At 60.8% G+C, this 16,760-nt stretch carries 14 protein-coding genes and 1 pseudogene; 4 read left to right on the top strand and 11 right to left on the bottom strand.

The window, feature by feature from the left end:
• Nucleotides 1-161 precede the first annotated feature (161 nt).
• Nucleotides 162-1,781: an AbgT family transporter gene (locus tag FF098_RS12385; RefSeq protein WP_155140937.1), complete on the top strand. Its 1,620-nt coding sequence runs from the start codon at nucleotides 162-164 to the stop codon at nucleotides 1,779-1,781.
• Nucleotides 1,782-1,829: 48 nt separating this feature from the next.
• Here the strand turns inward: FF098_RS12385 and FF098_RS12380 are convergent, their stop codons facing one another.
• The 6 genes and pseudogenes from FF098_RS12380 to FF098_RS12355 all read right to left on the bottom strand — a co-directional run bounded on the left by FF098_RS12380 (nucleotide 1,830) and on the right by FF098_RS12355 (nucleotide 9,725).
• Nucleotides 1,830-2,966, bottom strand: a complete 1,137-nt coding sequence (locus FF098_RS12380; protein WP_166426510.1) for a PepSY-associated TM helix domain-containing protein — start codon at nucleotides 2,964-2,966, stop codon at nucleotides 1,830-1,832.
• A 26-nt stretch (nucleotides 2,967-2,992) separates the two neighbouring features.
• Nucleotides 2,993-4,207, bottom strand: a pseudogene (locus tag FF098_RS12375) (TonB-dependent receptor); the annotation flags it as partial.
• A 30-nt stretch (nucleotides 4,208-4,237) separates the two neighbouring features.
• The gene (locus FF098_RS12370; RefSeq protein WP_155140932.1) at nucleotides 4,238-5,050 is read right to left on the bottom strand and encodes a TonB-dependent receptor plug domain-containing protein; all 813 of its coding nucleotides are present in this window, start codon (nucleotides 5,048-5,050) and stop codon (nucleotides 4,238-4,240) included.
• Nucleotides 5,051-5,281: 231 nt separating this feature from the next.
• Complete coding sequence (locus FF098_RS12365; protein WP_155140930.1) at nucleotides 5,282-8,206, bottom strand: hypothetical protein; 2,925 nt, start codon at nucleotides 8,204-8,206, stop codon at nucleotides 5,282-5,284.
• 158 nt (nucleotides 8,207-8,364) lie between these two features.
• The gene (locus FF098_RS12360) at nucleotides 8,365-9,018 is read right to left on the bottom strand and encodes a CoA transferase subunit B (RefSeq protein WP_205967488.1); all 654 of its coding nucleotides are present in this window, start codon (nucleotides 9,016-9,018) and stop codon (nucleotides 8,365-8,367) included.
• Complete coding sequence (locus FF098_RS12355; protein ID WP_155140929.1) at nucleotides 9,018-9,725, bottom strand: CoA transferase subunit A; 708 nt, start codon at nucleotides 9,723-9,725, stop codon at nucleotides 9,018-9,020. The genes FF098_RS12360 and FF098_RS12355 overlap by 1 nt, the downstream gene beginning before the upstream one ends.
• A gap of 238 nt (nucleotides 9,726-9,963) precedes the next feature.
• Here FF098_RS12355 and FF098_RS12350 point away from each other — a divergent pair, with 238 nt between their 5' ends.
• Together FF098_RS12350 and FF098_RS12345 are read left to right on the top strand one after the other, a co-directional pair.
• Nucleotides 9,964-10,416: a sigma-70 family RNA polymerase sigma factor gene (locus tag FF098_RS12350; protein WP_155140927.1), complete on the top strand. Its 453-nt coding sequence runs from the start codon at nucleotides 9,964-9,966 to the stop codon at nucleotides 10,414-10,416.
• The gene (locus FF098_RS12345) at nucleotides 10,409-10,990 is read left to right on the top strand and encodes a hypothetical protein (protein ID WP_155140925.1); all 582 of its coding nucleotides are present in this window, start codon (nucleotides 10,409-10,411) and stop codon (nucleotides 10,988-10,990) included. Before FF098_RS12350 ends, FF098_RS12345 begins: the two co-directional genes overlap by 8 nt.
• Before the next feature lie 17 nt (nucleotides 10,991-11,007).
• On the opposite strand, the gene FF098_RS12340 is transcribed toward FF098_RS12345, so the two are convergent.
• Nucleotides 11,008-11,247 (bottom strand): hypothetical protein, encoded by a 240-nt coding sequence (locus FF098_RS12340; RefSeq protein ID WP_155140923.1) that lies wholly within the window; start codon nucleotides 11,245-11,247, stop codon nucleotides 11,008-11,010.
• Between the two features lie 160 nt (nucleotides 11,248-11,407).
• On the opposite strand from FF098_RS12340, the gene FF098_RS12335 reads away from it, so the two are divergent.
• On the top strand, nucleotides 11,408-11,866 hold the full coding sequence (locus FF098_RS12335) for a YaiI/YqxD family protein (RefSeq protein ID WP_155140921.1): 459 nt from the start codon (nucleotides 11,408-11,410) through the stop codon (nucleotides 11,864-11,866).
• A 5-nt stretch (nucleotides 11,867-11,871) separates the two neighbouring features.
• On the opposite strand, the gene FF098_RS12330 is transcribed toward FF098_RS12335, so the two are convergent.
• The 4 genes from FF098_RS12330 to FF098_RS12315 all read right to left on the bottom strand — a co-directional run bounded on the left by FF098_RS12330 (nucleotide 11,872) and on the right by FF098_RS12315 (nucleotide 16,641).
• On the bottom strand, nucleotides 11,872-12,441 hold the full coding sequence (locus FF098_RS12330) for a manganese efflux pump MntP (RefSeq protein WP_155140920.1): 570 nt from the start codon (nucleotides 12,439-12,441) through the stop codon (nucleotides 11,872-11,874).
• An 89-nt stretch (nucleotides 12,442-12,530) separates the two neighbouring features.
• Entirely contained in the window at nucleotides 12,531-13,574 is a 1,044-nt protein-coding gene (locus tag FF098_RS12325) for a glycoside hydrolase family 5 protein (RefSeq protein ID WP_205967487.1), read from the bottom strand.
• An 11-nt stretch (nucleotides 13,575-13,585) separates the two neighbouring features.
• Nucleotides 13,586-15,013, bottom strand: coding sequence for a DUF1501 domain-containing protein (locus FF098_RS12320; RefSeq protein WP_155140917.1), 1,428 nt, complete (start codon nucleotides 15,011-15,013; stop codon nucleotides 13,586-13,588).
• An 11-nt stretch (nucleotides 15,014-15,024) separates the two neighbouring features.
• A complete protein-coding gene (locus tag FF098_RS12315) occupies nucleotides 15,025-16,641 on the bottom strand; it encodes a DUF1800 domain-containing protein (RefSeq protein ID WP_205967486.1) in 1,617 nt (538 codons plus the stop codon).
• Between the last annotated feature and the right edge of the window lie 119 nt (nucleotides 16,642-16,760).

Below are 16,760 nucleotides of genomic sequence, written 5' to 3'. Positions count from 1 at the left end.
AGACACCCTGACGCGCCGACAAGTTCATGGGGATTGGCGCGCTGGAGGATTAAATCTCGCAGCTACCTGTTTTCCTTGCCAATAGGGCCAAGGACAGACAAAAATGTCGCTCACGCGCCATTTCCGGCCAAATGACCAGAATGACGAAAGGGCAGACATCCATGGCTGACGCACCGACCGCCGCACCGACACAAAAAGGCTTTCTTGGCTGGGTCGAAAAGACCGGCAACAAGCTGCCCGACCCGGTCTTCATCTTCTTCTACTTGATCGGCGCGCTGATTGTCATCTCGCTCATATGCTGGGCGCTGGGCGTTTCGGCGACCCACCCGACGCTGGTCGGCGAAGACGGCAACCCGGTCGTCATCAGCGCCGTCGCGCTTCTGTCCGGCGACAATATCCGCCGCCTCTGGGTGGATATGCCGGAGACGTTCACCCACTTCCACCCGCTTGGCTATGTGCTGGTCGTCATGCTGGGCGCCGGTGTCGCCGAGCGCTCGGGCCTGTTCGCCAGTGCCATGCGCGCCGCCGTGCGCAACGCCCCGAAATTTTTGCTGACGCCGGTCGTCGCCCTCGTTGCCATGATCGGCAACCACGCCGCTGACGCAGGCTATGTCGTGCTGATCCCGCTGGCAGGTGTGTTGTTCGCCGCCGCCGGTCGTCATCCGCTGGCTGGCATTGCAGCAGCCTTTGCCGGTGTGTCCGGCGGGTTTTCGGCCAATATCGCGCCGGGCCAGCTCGACGCCCTCCTGTTCGGCATCACCGAGGCGGCGGTCGAAGGCTCCTCCCTCGACCCGAACTGGATCGCCAACATTGCCGGCAACACATACTTCATCCAGGGCATGACGATCCTGTTCCTGCCGATCATCTGGTTCGTCACCGACGTGATGATCGAGCCGCGCCTCGGCAAATATCAGGGCGGCGGCGATGCGGCCAAGACGCTCGGCGATGAAGACAAACCGCTGACCTCAGACCAGAAAAAGGGGCTATCATTTGCCGGTTTCGCCGTAATGGCCGTCATCGTCCTGTGGCTCATCTTCACCTTCGCCCCGACAACACCGCTGATCGACGAGACGGCCTGCCCGGCCGATGTCGCAGCCGCAGGCGATTGTAACCCGATCAGTAACTGGAACCCGTTCTTCAGCTCGCTCGTTGCCGCCTTCTTCATCCTGTTTCTTGCCGCCGGCTGGGCCTATGGCGCTGCCGCAGGCACGATCAAGAACCACCGCGACCTCGTGGAAATGATGGCCGATGCGATGAAGGATCTGGGTTATTACCTCGTCCTCGCCTTCGCAGCGGCGCACTTCGTTGCCATGTTCAACTGGTCGAATCTCGGCCTCATTTCCGCTGTCCATGGTGCCAATGCGATCCAGTCTACGGGCCTGCCGATGCCGGTGCTCCTTGTGCTGATCGTTCTCTTCACCGGCCTGATCAATCTGTTCGTCGGGTCGGCATCCGCCAAATGGGCGCTGCTTGCGCCGGTGCTGGTGCCGATGCTGATGCTGCTCGGCATCTCGCCGGAGGGGGCGACAGCCGCCTACCGTGTCGGCGACTCGGCGACAAACATCATCACCCCGCTGATGGTCTATTTCCCGCTGATCCTGATCTTCTGTCAGCGCTGGCAGAAGGATTTCGGCCTCGGCTCGCTGACGGCGATGATGATCCCCTATTCGATCTGGCTGATGATCGGCGGCATTGCGCTGACCTTCTTCTGGGTCTGGGTCGGCTGGCCGCTCGGCCCCGGTGCCGACATGACCTACACCCTGCCGACAGCAGCACCGTAAGGCAGGATCACAGACACAAAAAAGCCCGGGTCATCGCCCGGGCTTTTTTCATGAGTTCCGCGCGCGCCATTTGCGCCACCAGATCATGACGCCGGTCACGCAGATCGTGGTCAGGGCAATGCCGGAAAAGAAGATGAGCAACCGGCCCGGCCAGCCGAAAGCCTTGCCCGAGTGCAGCGGATATTGCCAGGCGAGAAACACGCCGCCGGCGGAGTTCTCCGTGACATGCCGGTCACTGACGATACCGCCCTCCACTCCGTCGACAACGACCATGCGGCGGCCATACATGTCGATATCGCGCTCGTCATAGACCCGCGCCTCGTACAGCCCGCTCCACGGAAACAGGCGGATCATGTCGACCTCGCCATCGATGCTGTCGATCGCGGCGGTAAAGCCGACAGGCGGCTGGTAGACCGGCTCGTCAAGCGCCGGCGCATGAAAGATATAGCGCTCCGTGACGGGCGAGACGGCATCGACCGTATGGGTCACCGTCTCGTACCAGTTGAAATACAGCCCCGACACAGCAAGCATGAAGGTCACCGGCAGCAGCCACACGCCGCTCGCCCGGTGCAGGTCGAAGACGCGCTTGTGACCCTTCACGCCCCGCCGGATGGTGAAGCTTGCCGCCCATTTCTTCAGCACCGGGAAAGACAATATAGCCGCCGGGATATGGTCGATCATCCACAGCAGGGCAACGAGCCCCAGGAACCACATCATCCAGTCGCCGAGATAAAGGTCGATATGCAGGCGGTAGAGAATATCCATGACATAACGACGCCCGAAACCGGCATGATCAAGCCAGCGATAGCCCAGCACTTGCGCCGTATAGGGATCGACGAAGACAGCGGCGCTGTCTGACAGGTTTTCGTTTTGGGCGCCGGGCAGGTCGGACACGACCATATAGACGCTTTCATCCGCCCGCTCGGGGATATCGATGATGCTGGCATAGCCATCCGGGAATGCCTCGCGGGCTGCGGCAACCCACTCATCGGCAGGGCGCCATTCCGCACCCGGCGTGACGCGGCGCAGGTCCGGGTTCAGCAGCGCATCACCCTCATCGTAAAAGACGATCAGGGATCCGGTAACCGCCATCAGCACCAGCCATACCGCAGACAGAAGCCCGAACCAGCGATGCCAGAAAACAAGAAGCGGGCGCAGCCTGAAACTGCGCCCTCCCCTCTTCATATTATCAGGGGTACCCGCCATCGCGATCAGAAATCATAGGCGACAGTCAGGCGCACATCGCGGCCCGCCTCGCGCACACCCGCAACGCCTTCCCAATCGGGAATATGGTTATAATCGGCAACGGAAGCATGGTCGCGATAGGCGACATCGAACAGGTTCTGGACCGCGAAGCTGAGCCGGAACCCGTCATATTCCGCCGGGGTCCAGTGCAGGTAGATATCATTGACCGTATAACCCGGCTTGTCGACGGTCTGCAGCTCGTCGATCCAGCCGATCTCGACCCCGCGATGCAGGACGACGATATCGTTCAAGTCCTGCACATGCTTCAGGTTCCAGGCGAGCTCCAGGTCCGGCACCGGCGTCCAGCCCAGACTGAAGTTCCATGCATCGCCGGAAGCGTTGGCAAGGCCGATCTGCTCATAGCCTTCGACCGTGTTGCCATTCAGCTCTGAATCATAAGTCGTGTAGAACAGGTCCGCACGCAGAGCATCCCAGCTATAGCCGACGCGCAATTCGATGCCGCCAGCCTCAAGCGTGCCTACATTCTCGTAATAGGTTGCATCCTGCGGCGCCGGGCCACCGCCCAGCTGGTCCATGATCACGTCCCTGATCTCCATCTGATAGACGGAGGCACCGGCGCGCAGCGTGCCATTGTCATAGACGAGGCCCGCCTCGGCATTGCCGACACGCTCGGCATCGAGATCCGGCGCGAGGGTGATCCGGCCCGGGCGGCGTTCCAGTGTGAAGGCATCGCCCACTTCCTTGCCGCGCATCGCCTCGGCATAGCCGGCAGAGAAGGCAAGATCCGGCGTCAGCGCATAGACAAGGCCGGCATTGCCGGAGAACCCGTCGCTTTCGGTGTCGTCGCCATAGGTGACCTGGTCGAGCGCATAGGAATCATAGCGGGCACCGACACTGATAAGCAGGGGCGCAGTGACCTGCCAGTGGTCCTGCACATAGGCACCCCAGACCTTCCCCTCTTCCTCGAAGCGCCCGATCTCCGGGTCCCATGCCCAGTAGGACAGGTCTGTGCCTTCATCGTATTCGCTCATCACCGTGTCGTTGCGGTGCTCGATGCCATAGACGATCTCGTGGGCCGCGATGCGCGATGTGTTGCGCGCATCAAAACCCCAGCTCTCGATCTCTGCACTGTACGGGCCCCATCGATTGAATACATCCTGCGTGATGGAAGACTTTGTGTGATAGCCGGTCAGCTCGATATCGAGCATGCCACCCGGTGCATACTGATAATTGGCAACGGTCGTGCGCCGCTACGCCTCTATCGGATAGAGGATATCGCCTTCCAGCGTCGGCCAGTTCGGGCGCTGGCCGAACTCGCCCTCTTCCTTGCGATATTCATGGCTGATCGAGAGGCGCTGGTTCGGGCTGATCTCGCCGCTCAGCTTGACGAAGGCAAGCGATTGTTCCGCTGACGTCCCATATAGCGTGTTGCCGTCACCATCTTCCATGTTGTCGCGGTCGACATGCACGTAAGAGCCGAGCAGGCCCCAATTTTCGTTCAGCCGACCATAGGCCGTGGCGCTTGCCTTGTAGCCTTCATTGCTGAAGGCACCGGCCTTGAGCAGGGCACCGAAACGCTGGCCCGGATCCAGCAGGTCTGCCGCGTCCTTGGTCTGGAAGCGGATCGCGCCGCCTATGGCCCCGAAGCCTGCGGTTGCCTCCCCGGCGCCTGCCTGCACCTCGACCTGGCGCAGCAGTTCAGGCTCTATCGACACGCGCCCGATATGGTGGAACAGCGTGCCTGTCTGCGGCGCGCCATCGACGGTGATGTTCAGCAGCGTGTCTTCAAGGCCGCGGATATAGACCTTCTGGGCGATACCGAGAGAGCCGCCGACGGACACGGATGGTGTCTCACGGAAGATATCGGCAAGATCGTTTGCCTGCAGCCGCTCGATCTGGTCGGCATTGATATCGACATTGGTCGTCTCGCCAACGACGACGATGGTGTCTTCGCTCGCACTTTCCTGCGCGGCCTCTTGCGCAAGAGCAGGCGCGGCCTGAAGAACTATGGCGGATGACATGGCGGAAATGGCGGCGGATGCCAGCCAGGCGGACTTGGTCACGATACCCCTCACAAACTGGCCATTACGGCCATTTACTTTCGTTGCGGGGAGCCTTAGCCGCTTTTGATAATCAATTGCAAGTTAATTTGATAATTATTCTCAATATTATGTTCGCGGTAACGGGACGGCGTGCCCGCATCAAGGGGCCCGTTACCGGCTAAAGAACCGGGCCAGAGTACCAGGCAAGCAATCAAGCCTATGTGACGGAGGCCCCGAAGGAACTGAATGCCGTCAATAATCATCTGGGGCGCACATATCGCCACCACTGGTCATCTTCATCATCTGCTGCATCATCGCCATCGGATCGATGCTTGACGGATCGGCTTCGGCCTGGCGGGCCAGCTCTTCCATGCCGGACATGTCCATGGGCGAGCGGGCAGCGGTGAAAGACAACATGAATGACTGGCTGATGCGGCATTCCAGTGCGCCGCCATCAAACTCCGTTGACTGACCGGTGACGCGCCCCCTGACCATTTCGCCGCCTGCCAGCGGTGTCAGGGTAATCGACGGGCCCGGCACATCGGGGCAATGCCCGCCCTCTACGCGCTCTGCCTGGGTTTGCCGACGCGGGCATGGCAGGTCTGCGCCCGATATGTACGAAACCCCGTCGCGCGTTCGTATCGCCTGTACACTGCCTGTCACGTCATTCGTGGCAATGCCATTGCGGCACCCGAACTCGAACGGCTCAGCTACGCCATCGAATGGACGGCCACGCCCCATCATCTGCACGGTACTGAATATTTCCGTTCCGTCGGAATCATCCTGCGTCATGTCAATGACATAGGCGGGCTCCCCCCCTTCGGAGAACGTCCTGATATGGGCGATAGTGCCGGAGGAAGTCTGACCGGCTACGGAATATGTCCATGAGCATGTGCAGCCGACATCGAAATAAAGACTGTCAAGCTCCTCGCCTGTGTCCGCGTCAATCGCTGTGATGCGCGAACGTTTCTTCGGGCCGCTGCCTTGTGCGGTATAGGTCCCGTCGCGCTCGACACTGCCAATACCGCTGACCTGCCACTCAATGCTAGCAAGCGCCTCCGGCACATTGGTCCTGAACTGGTGGGCCACGCCCCAGGGCACACAGGCGACAGGTTCGATCCGCGCCCGTTCGATCGTCGCAGAGGCGACCTGGTCCGGCTTCGCACTCATCCGTGCCATGGCAGTGACAGGAAATGCATCTTTATCATCCACTGTCTCAACTACGAGATCGTATACTGCCGAGGCAGCACCACCGGGCAGGTTGTCGGTCCTGTTGATTTCACGCAGCCTGTAACTGTGACGTGCCGGCGACAGGGTAATATCGATGTCGACATCGCCATCTTCGTCATAGACGAGCACGGAGAACCGTACTTCGTCGCCCGGTATTGCAACGGTGCGATCCGGCGAGATCGAAATACTCGTCTCATCCTCTCCGACAAAAATCGGCACAGACGCGGAGATGGCACTGTTGGCGAACCTGCCGGGATTGCTCATCGCTGTCAGGCTTACAGATCCCTCTTTTATACCTGTGTACGGAACACTACCCTGGCTCAGAAGCCCGAGACTGACGACTGAAGGGTCATCGACTGTCAGCGTATAAAAACCACTCGTCATGATGTTGACCGGGGGATAGTCAAAAGGCTCGATCGTGACGAGGTCCGGCATGTTGTTGATGCCATAGAAACTGGTGCCGGTCTTGGCAATGCCGTCAACCGTGTTGGCGGTCGCCTCCACAACCTGCTGGTTACGAACCATCTTGCCGGCGACTGCATTGACCTGGGCGCTGTTGAGCGCAACCGTGCCGGCACCCGCCATGGCGGAGCTGCCTGCGAGTTTCTGGGCATAGGGCCGCGCAGACCGGCTGAGGGCATCGCCAATGGGCAGCTTCGTCAGGGCGATATCGGCCGCGATTTTCGACAACTCCATGCCCCTTGCCTGCAAGGTCACATTGATGGCGCGTACACTGCCCATATCCTCGCCATCGCGCAGGCGCAGGTTCACAGGACCGTAGTCGATTTCCATTTCGCCGAACTCGGCCGGGTAAAGACCGGCCCAGACCTTTTCCAGCTGGGCCTGAACGAAGAGGGCCTCACTAAGAACGATATAGCCATCGCCAATGGCACCAATGGGCGTGCCGCCAGAAGCGGTCTTGATCGCTGCGCCACCTGAGCCCAGCACCAGCCCGGCCATGTCACGATACTTGCCGACCTCCGGCTTGCCGCTGATCTCGCTGTCGAACTGTGTATTCATCATGTCCGACAGTTCGGCCGCATTGCGCGGTTTCAATGCCTCACCAAAGGCCTCACCATTGATCGTTACCGGCGCTGAGGATGGCGTGGATTGCATCATCAGCATGGCTGTGCTCGCCGATACGCCCGAAGTCCCGGTAGCAACGCCCGGCGTTGCGACGGCTAGCCTCGTCGCGGGGCTGCGATCATCCGCCGTGAACCGCACCGGCGGCGCCAGCAGGTTGAGATAGCCGAACTTTTCTCTCTGTGCGGCGGCTGCCTTTTCAGTACGATTGGCAAAATCGCCGCTTTCGGTGACAAAGCCCGCTTTCGCGACGACCGCATCGAGCAGCTTCAGCCCCGCCTCGTCATCACTGGCTTCAAGGGCCTGCAGCCTTGCCATCAGCGAGTCCTGACCGTCCCATGCCAGCCAGCGGCCATAGACGGCCAGCCAGTCCTCCAGCTCGTTGTCGCCCTTGAAGTCCGGGTCCTGAAGATCGTTTACATCCACCCCCAGCAAGGCAGCGGTGTTCTCAAGACTGTCCTGCAGGTTGGAGAGCATCTTGCGGGTCGCGCCAGCGCTGTCCGGCAGGGGCGCGATCGAGACCTCCCTCGGTGCGCACAGGACATCGCTGTCAGTCAGGACCAGCTCTGCATTTCCGCCTTCGAATGGCGTGACCGGATGCGGCGGCACCATGACCCCGCTTGGCGCAATATAGGGGGTGACGACGGCTTCGCCTGTTTCAGTGTCGATAAACGCCGCCAGTATCTGGCCATCCATCCGCGACGGCAGGCCGAACGTGCCCAGCTGCGTATAAGGGGAGACGGTATCGCTGGCGAGGGACAGGGCCGGGCATTCGTCCGGCTGTGCTGTCGCCACGCCTGTACTGCCCAGAACAATCGAACAGATAACACCGACAGTTCCGGCGACACGGCTAAATGACAGCATGACAAGTCTCCCTCTCTCCCGGGAAACGATAGGCAAGCCCAAATGGCATTGCAACCGCGCGCGCCAGTAAAGGCGTTGCGAGAGATCGACCAAAAAGGCCGCAAGCTGGATGCCTGCGGCCTTTTTATTGATACAGAGTGCGCTTCAGCTGACGCGGATTATCCGGCGATCTTCGCCTCGGTCGCTTCCTTTACCTCATCCAGCGTGACGCCGGGGGCAAGCTCGACGACGGTGAGGCCACCCTCTTCCTTGTTCACGTCGAAGACGCCGAGATTGGTGATGATGCGGTCGACGCATTTCACGCCGGTCAGCGGCAGAGAGCATTCCTTGAGCAGCTTCGATGAGCCGGACTTGGAGGTATGATCCATCAGTACGACGACTTTCTTCACGCCGGCGACGAGATCCATCGCGCCGCCCATGCCCTTGACCATCTTGCCCGGGATCATCCAGTTGGCGAGATCGCCATGCTCTGACACTTCCATCGCACCGAGGATCGACAGGTTGATATGCCCGCCGCGGATCATGCCAAAACTGTCAGCGGAGGAAAAATAGGATGTCCGCTTCAGCTCGGTGATCGTCTGCTTGCCGGCATTGATCAGGTCCGGATCGACTTCATCCTCATACGGAAAAGGCCCCATGCCGAGCATGCCGTTTTCCGATTGCAGCGTCACATCGATATCGTCGGAGATATAGTTGGCGACCAGCGTCGGAATGCCGATGCCGAGATTGACATAGAACCCGTCGCCGAGCTCCTTGGCGGCCCGTTCGGCCATCTGGTTGCGGTCCCAGCCTTTTTGTTCGGTCTCTGACATTATGCACTCTCCCGCTGGCGCACGGTGCGCTGTTCAACGCGTTTCTCGAACTCGCCCTTGACGATGCGCTGCACGAAAATGCCGGGCGTATGGATGTGGTCGGGATCGAGCCCGCCGAGCGGCACGATCTCCTCAACCTCGGCAATCGTCACCTTGCCGGCGGTCGCCATCATCGGGTTGAAGTTGCGTGCAGTCTTGCGGAAGACGAGATTGCCCTGCTCGTCGCCTTTCCAGGCTTTCACGAGGGAGACATCGGCGGTCAGCCCGGTCTCCATGATATAGGTCTCGCCGTCGAACTCCTTGTGCTCTTTGCCCTCGGCGATCATCGTGCCGACGCCGGTCTTGGTATAGAAGCCGGGAATGCCTGCGCCGCCAGCGCGGATGCGCTCTGCCAGCGTGCCCTGCGGGTTGAATTCCAGCTCCAGTTCGCCGCCCAGATACTGTTTCTCGAAGGTCTTGTTCTCGCCGACATAGGACGAGACCATCTTCTTGATCTGGCGCGTCTGAAGCAGCAGGCCGAGGCCGAAATCGTCGACACCGGCATTGTTGGAAATGGCGGTGATGTCCTTGGCCCCTGAATCACGCAGGGCGACGATCAGGTTCTCCGGTATACCGCACAGGCCGAAGCCGCCGGCCATGACGGTCATCCCGTCGAATGTCAGGCCGTCGAGCGCCTCGGCCGCCGACCCGTAAATCTTGCTGGGCATAAGCTGTCTCCTTCTGACTGCTCATGTACCACGGCGGTGCCGCAAAGCAACATGACAGTCGATTCACCTTTTTGGGTGTTGTAACGCTTTCCGGGCGATTGTGTAGTCCGGCGCTAAAATTTTTTCGGACAATTTTGAAAGAGTCAGCGCGGCAGGCAGACTATCTACTACTGACAAGAGGGCGAACAAACTGGAACGCGACCGGAAATTTGAAGCGCTGATAGATGAACATGGCCCCATGATCTGGCGGATCACGGCGACATATGAGGCACGCGAAGACCTGCGGCGTGATCTCTATCAGGATATCCTGCTTGCGATATGGCGGGCACTGCCGAATTTTCGCGGCGAGGCAGGGTTGAAAACCTACATCGCCCGCATCGCCCATAACCGTTCTGTCAGCCATGTCGCCCGCGAAGCGTCTCGGCCGGGCATGAGCGAGCTTGATGCAGAGCTTCCCGGCAGCGACCCGTCACCGTTCGATGAGGCGGAAAGAAATGATCGCCGCCGCCGCCTTCAACACGCCGTGCGCGCCTTGCCCCTGCCCTTGCGCCAGCCGGTATCGTTGACCCTGGAAGGGTTTGGCCCTGCCGAGATCGCCGCAATCACGGGACTGACCGCCAACACTGTTTCCATTCGCCTGACCCGCGCCAAGGCCGCACTCAGGCAAGTTCTCGGAGGTGATGATGACTGACCACGAAAAGGATTTCTCGGAGCTGGAACTCCTCTGGCAGGAGCCTGACACAGAGAGGCCCGTTATTTCCGTCGCCCGCTTGCGCTTGACGATATGGCGTATGCGTATCTTTTTGTTGATGGAGTTGATGGTCTGCGCCACTGCCTGTGTGTTTGGCTTGTGGCTGCTGGTCAGGGGAGAGTGGTTACCCGCCCTTGCAACAATTGTCTTTGCTGTGGCTGGCGGTGTGTTGGCACTATGGTCTCGCCTGCCTCATCTGGGCATTGGCGATGAGGCACTCGCACCGCATATTGAAAACGCCATTGCCGAGGCCAGGGGCAAGGTGCGGGCCGCCAGCGCCGGTATCGGTGTTTGCTGTGCTGCCCAGATATTCACGGGTCTGATCGCTCTCGACGCGCTCTCCACTGGAGAGGCACCGGCAAGGACCCTTCTTCCCATCGTATTTTTTTGCTTCGCGACCCCCGCCATTATCCTGTTTTCACTGCGCTCACAGAAAAAGGCCCGCCAGCAACTGGCGAGCCTTCTTGCGATGAAAGAGCAGGACGCCGACCAGCCGAGGGCGGGTATGCGCTGACCGGCGCCCTTGCCGCCCTAGCTGCGGGCGAACGGCGATGTAACGAATTGCCAGATGCGGCGGCGCGCCTGAAAGACCGCAACGCCAAGCACGCCAGCGGTAATCCAGATCGCTACCTCGGTCAGCACGGCAGTGGCCGTGACGATCGTAATAAAGACAGCTTTCTCCGGCTTGATGATGATTGCTGCGCCCATTGCCAGCCACGCTGCGACAACGATGATGGCCAGTGCGGCGAGGATGAATTTCTTGCGTCCCATGATCGGACCTCCGTTCCTGATAACGGGCCGGTGCATCCAGCCCTGTTACAACAGTCCCGGCCATCGGCGATTCCTTTCACGCAAAACGCCTGGCAGGGTAAAAACACCCGGCTGGGCGAAAACACTTGGCCGGGACGCAAAGTCACGCCACGGTACAGTCATGTCAGATTTAACCGTTTTTGTTGATGCAGATGCCTGCCCGGTGAAGGACGAGATCTTCCGCGTGGCGGGTCGCCATGGCGTGCCGGTGGTGGTGGTGTCCAATGCCTACATGCGTCTGCCGCAAGACCCGCTGATCAGCCGGGTCGTCGTGTCGGACGGGTTCGACGCGGCGGATGACCATATCGCCGAGCAAGCAAACAGCGCGTCGGTCGTCATCACGGCGGATATTCCGCTGGCTGACAGATGCCTGAAGGCTGGTGCCGTCGCCATCGCGCCGAACGGCAAGCCTTTCACGCCGGACATGATCGGCGGGGCGCTTGCCACCCGCGCGATCATGCAGGATCTGCGTGCCGGGTCGGTGGGGGAGAATATCGGCGGCCCGCCACCTTTCTCGAAGGCGGACCGCTCGCGTTTTCTCTCCGTGCTGCACGAGACGTTGGAAAGAATGCGGCGCTGAAAGGTTCAGCCACCGCTCATATGGCTGATGAAGATCGACAGGCCGATTGTAATGAGAATCAAACCGCCTGCTATTTCGGCATAGTTCCCAAGCCGTCCGCCGACGAACGGCCCCAATGCAAAACCAGCGGTGCTGAAGGTAAAGCTGGCCAGCCCCACCACCAGCGCTGCAATTGCACCGGTTCCGGACATGGCAAAGGCGACACCGACTGCAGCTGAATCAATGCTGGTACCGATGGCGGTGAGGATCGTGCTGCGCAATGAAGCGCCCCTTATGAAAACTTCTACGTCAGCTTCGGCATCCCCCATCCCGTTGCGGATCATCCCGATACCGATAAAAACCAGCAGCCCGAGGGCGATCCAGTGATCGATCGCAGTCACCAACCCGGCGAACCCCGCCGCCAGCGCCCAGCCTGCCAGACACATCAGCCCTTCCGTCGTGCCAAAGAGCGCCCCGGTGCGCAACGCCGCAGCGATACTGGCCTGCCGTGCGGAAACGCCCCGCGCAAGCGATGCCGCAAAGGCGTCGGTCGACAGACCGGCACTGGTCAGGATAAGGGCAAGCGGGCCGAGCATGGCAGGTTCCTTTTGCCCCTGCTACAGCAGAGTTGACAGAAGTCGCAAGGCCCGTGGCGCGGAAAGAGCGGAAATTCAGCTCACCCGACTCAGTTATCCGGATCACCATCCCAGTTGCGTACAATATCGCGGATCAGCAGCCCGGCCTCGGTATAGTCATCCTCGGTCCAGCCACCGGTCGGTGAGGCACCATCCTTCAGGATGGACGCGCCCTCATCCTTGTCGTGCAGCGACCAGTTGGCCATGGAAAGCTCGTTCTCCTTGAGGAAATCCATCCAGACTTTCGTTGCCTCATGGTCCGGCGCGCCCTTGCCAAAGGCATCGACAGAACCCCACTCGGTCACGAACAGGGCATAGCCATTGTCCAGTGCCGTCTGCGCCTTGTCGCGCAGGTCCTGGCCATGGGTCGCCGCATAGAAATGCAGCGTATACGCAATGTTGTCATGGCCTTCGATCGGGCTGGCCGTCGCCTCGTCGACATCCTGCGACCAGCTTTGCGTACCGACGACGATGAGATTGTCAGGATCGATGGCACGGATCGCCTCGATCACCTCAAGCGCATAGGGCTTGATGACCGTTTCCCAGTCGGTGTCCTGCAGCGGCTCGTTGTAGATCTCGTAGATGACATTCGGCGTGTCGCCATATTGTTCGGCCATCAGGGTAAAGAACTCAACCGCATCTTCGGGATGCTTTTCCGCGTCATGGGAGTGCCAGTCGATGATGACATAAACGCCGGCCTCGATCGCACCATCGATCACGGCCTGCGCCATCTGGACCTGCTCTGCCGGATATTCCGCATACCCGCCACGTTCGCCGGCGGCGATGGCGGCGCGCACGACGGACGCATCGAAATCCTCCGCCACATACGCGACGGCGTCCTTGTTGTACCATTTCTCCGCGCCCCAGCCGATGGTCGACCAGAACCAGGAGACCCCCGCGAGGGAGACAGCCTCACCACTTTCATCGACAATCCGGTTGCCGTCGACCGAAAGCTGGCCATGGTCCTCGACCGGCGTCATGTCAGGGTTTTCGACCATATCCGGGTCGTCATACATGCCGGGCACATCGGCGAAGGCCGGCTGTGCAAGGGCGATGAATGGCAGGACGGCGAGGCCGCGCAGCAGATTATTCATGGAAGGTTTCCTTATACGAAGCCCATATTGGTGTTGGAGAAATTGCCGATATTCGGGAACACGTCAGGCAGTTCGCTGTCGCTCGCGCCGAACCAGCGGGCCAGCGTCGCGGCATATTCATCGACAGCCGTCGTCGGCAACAGGCGGCCCTGACCGACCTGGTCATCCGTGTCGAGAGAGATATGCGGCGCGGTGCCGTAATAGCGCCCACCATTGACCGCACCGCCGACAATGAAATGATGCCCGCCCCAGCCGTGGTCGGAACCATCGGCATTGCGCGCCAGTGTCCGTCCGAAATCGGATGCGGTAAAGGTCGTCACCTTGTCGGCGACGCCCATCTCGACCGTCGCGGCATAGAAGGAGCCGATCGCCTCGTCGACCTGGCCGACCAGCGTGGGGTGGTTTTCCATCAGCCGGTCGTGATTGTCGAACCCGCCAAGGGAGACGAAGAAGACCTGGCGTTTGGAGCCCAGCGCCTTCTGTGCGCCGATCAGCCGGGCGACGATCTTCATCTGGTCCGCCAGCGGATTATCGCCTGCGCGCGTATCGAAGGATGTCGACAGGTTCACATCGGCCAGTGCGCCATTGACGATCCCTTCCATCTCCATGGAGCGGCGGGTGACATTGACGAATTCGCGCTCCAGCGTGTTGCTGCTTTCCTTCGTGATGATCTGGCGCATGGCATAGGAGATGGCGTCATTGGCATAGGCAGGCTCGCTCAGCATGTTGACGTCGATCGCGCCGGACGGGCTGATCTGGTATTGCAGCGCCTCGCGCCCCGCAACGAAGACGGCATTGCCCGCCGCCGAGATACAGGTCAGCAGGGATTGCTGGTTGGAATCCATGGCAAGGTCGCCGAGGCGCCCGCCCCAGCCGATAGTGGCGCCTTCACTGCCCAGCGCCTGCCAGACGGATTGCTGGTCGTTGTGGGAGAACAGCTTCGGTGGCAGCGGATAGAGATCTCGATTATTGCCCTCGAACTGCGCTTTCGTCAGTGGGGTGACGAGTGGCCCGACATTCAGCTGCACTGCCGCGCGGCCCTTGTTGAACAGGCCGGCGAGGTTCGGCATGTTCGGGTTGAGGGCGAACTGCATGTCGTCGGTCAGTGCAGGGCCGCCAACCGGCGTCAGCGCCGTGCGCTCCAGCGCGCTGCGGGCGATGGCGATACCGCCCGGCCCGCGATCCGGCCCGCCGCCCCGGATATGCGCATATTTGTCATAGTTCGGAATATCGTAGGGCACGACCGTGTTGGCATAGTCATTGCCGCCATACAGGAAGACGCAGACCAGCGCCTTGTAGTCATTGGCTTCGAACGCCGCCGCCTCGCCGACACCGGCCAGCGACATGGCGAGAGGGCCCGCGGCGCCCATGAACCCGACCTGCCCGGCCCGCTGCAACAGCGCCCGGCGCGTGAGGGAGGTATGATCTGTCTTGCTCATCGTTTGTCTCCCTATTTCTGGATCAGGTATTCAGGGCTTGCCATGACGAGAAGACAGGCACTGGCGAGCAGGTCTTTCTTTTCGTCATCGGAGCTGTCTTCGGTGACGCCCTTGGAAGCGAGCGCCGTGCCGATAACGGCGCAGGTCTGATCGGACAACTGCCCGGCGGCAAGATGCAGGTTGAGCCAGTCGACCAGCACCTCCGTATCATGCGCTATCGGCAGGAGTGGAGCGTAGGTTGGCCGCATCTGGGGTGCGCCCCAGCGGATCGTCCAGTGCAGGAAGTTGATATAGCCTGCGGTCGACGTCTCGTTATGCAGCTGGAATTCCGGCATGGTCGCGTCGGCCCTGGCCATCTCGGTCTGCGGCGGCACATAGCCGGGCCGGAAGTAGTTGAACACCGATGGCGAGCGCAGCGGGCTCTGGCCCAGCGCATTGTCGCTGCGCGAAGTGTTGAAGCAATAGACTGTGCCCTCCTCCGCCTCGACGCCGACAGTGCGGGCCCATTGGGCAAAGCGCAGCACCGGCTCGCGCAGCTTGCCATCCATGCCATCGCCGGAGACAGTGCGCGCTTCCGGATCGAGCAGGACGGCCTTCCAAACCGCCTTCAGATCGCCGCGCACGCCCTCGCCATTATCGTTGAATGCCGCCGTGACGCGGGCGACATAGTCCGGGCTCGGATTGCTTTTCACCAGCCGCTGGATCATCTGCCGCCCGAAGAAGGGCCCGACATTGGGATGGTTGAACAGCACGTCATGGACATAAGGGAACTTGCGCGCCGGGTGCGTGCCGGCCGGGATATGCTTGCCGAGGAAATTGACCTCCAGGAAGGAATGCTCTTCCACGTCGATCACCATCGGATCGAGGGCGAAATCGACACTCGGCACCGGATAGTCGAGCCACTCGACATCCCTGCGTTTCACGTTCTTCTGGTTATAGTCATAGCCGGTGAAGACGCGCGCCAGATTGGTGATGTCGTCCTGGGTATAGGTCTCGATCGGCTCGCCGTTTTCATCGCGCTTCAGCGTGCCATCCTCGTTCAGCTCGTACAGTCCGATGGTGAACAGCTGCATGATCTCGCGAGCATAGTTCTCGTCCGGGCGACGGCCGGTCGCCTCATCCTCTTTCAGATTGCCCTTGGTATTGAGATAGAGCCCCATCGCCGCGTTGAGGGAGACTCGCTCCAGGAGGTCGCGGAAATTGCCAAAGGTATGCTTGCACAACAGGTCCCAATAGGCGGCGATCATGTATGGCGGCCAGAATCCGTCGATCGGATCGAGCGAGACGACGAAGAACTGCGACAGGGCGAAGGCGGCGCGTTTGCGCATCTGGTCCTCGCCGGTCAGCATCTGGTTCCAGGCCATCCAGTCGCCGAATTGCGGCCAGAAATACTCGCCCTCCGGCGTGACCTTGTCATGGCCTTCGGCGGTCAGCCACTCGACACCTGTCTGGCCGCGCGGGCGGGCGAATTCTGCGTCAAGCCAGCCCTCGAACCCCAGTTTCTGTACCGCCGCGATATCCTCCGGACGGGACGTCATCTGCGCGTGCTGGAGGAACCGCGCGGCCTCTACATCAGAAATCATGCTGGCCGATGCGCCGCCACCGGTGTCATCAATCCCTGCAGTCATGGGGGATAATTTCAATTCCGCCTCCCTTGGCGAAGCGGCCCGGCCGCCCCGTGCCCTGTACTGTAACAACAAGGGTCTGACGCCCTTCTGCAGGAAGCGTAACCCGGGACGGGGTGACC

Origin of the sequence: Aquisalinus luteolus (assembly GCF_009712425.2) — a bacterium.
Taxonomy (GTDB): Bacteria; Pseudomonadota; Alphaproteobacteria; order Caulobacterales; family Parvularculaceae; genus Aquisalinus; species Aquisalinus luteolus.
This window is presented reverse-complemented; position numbering and strand designations above follow the sequence as displayed.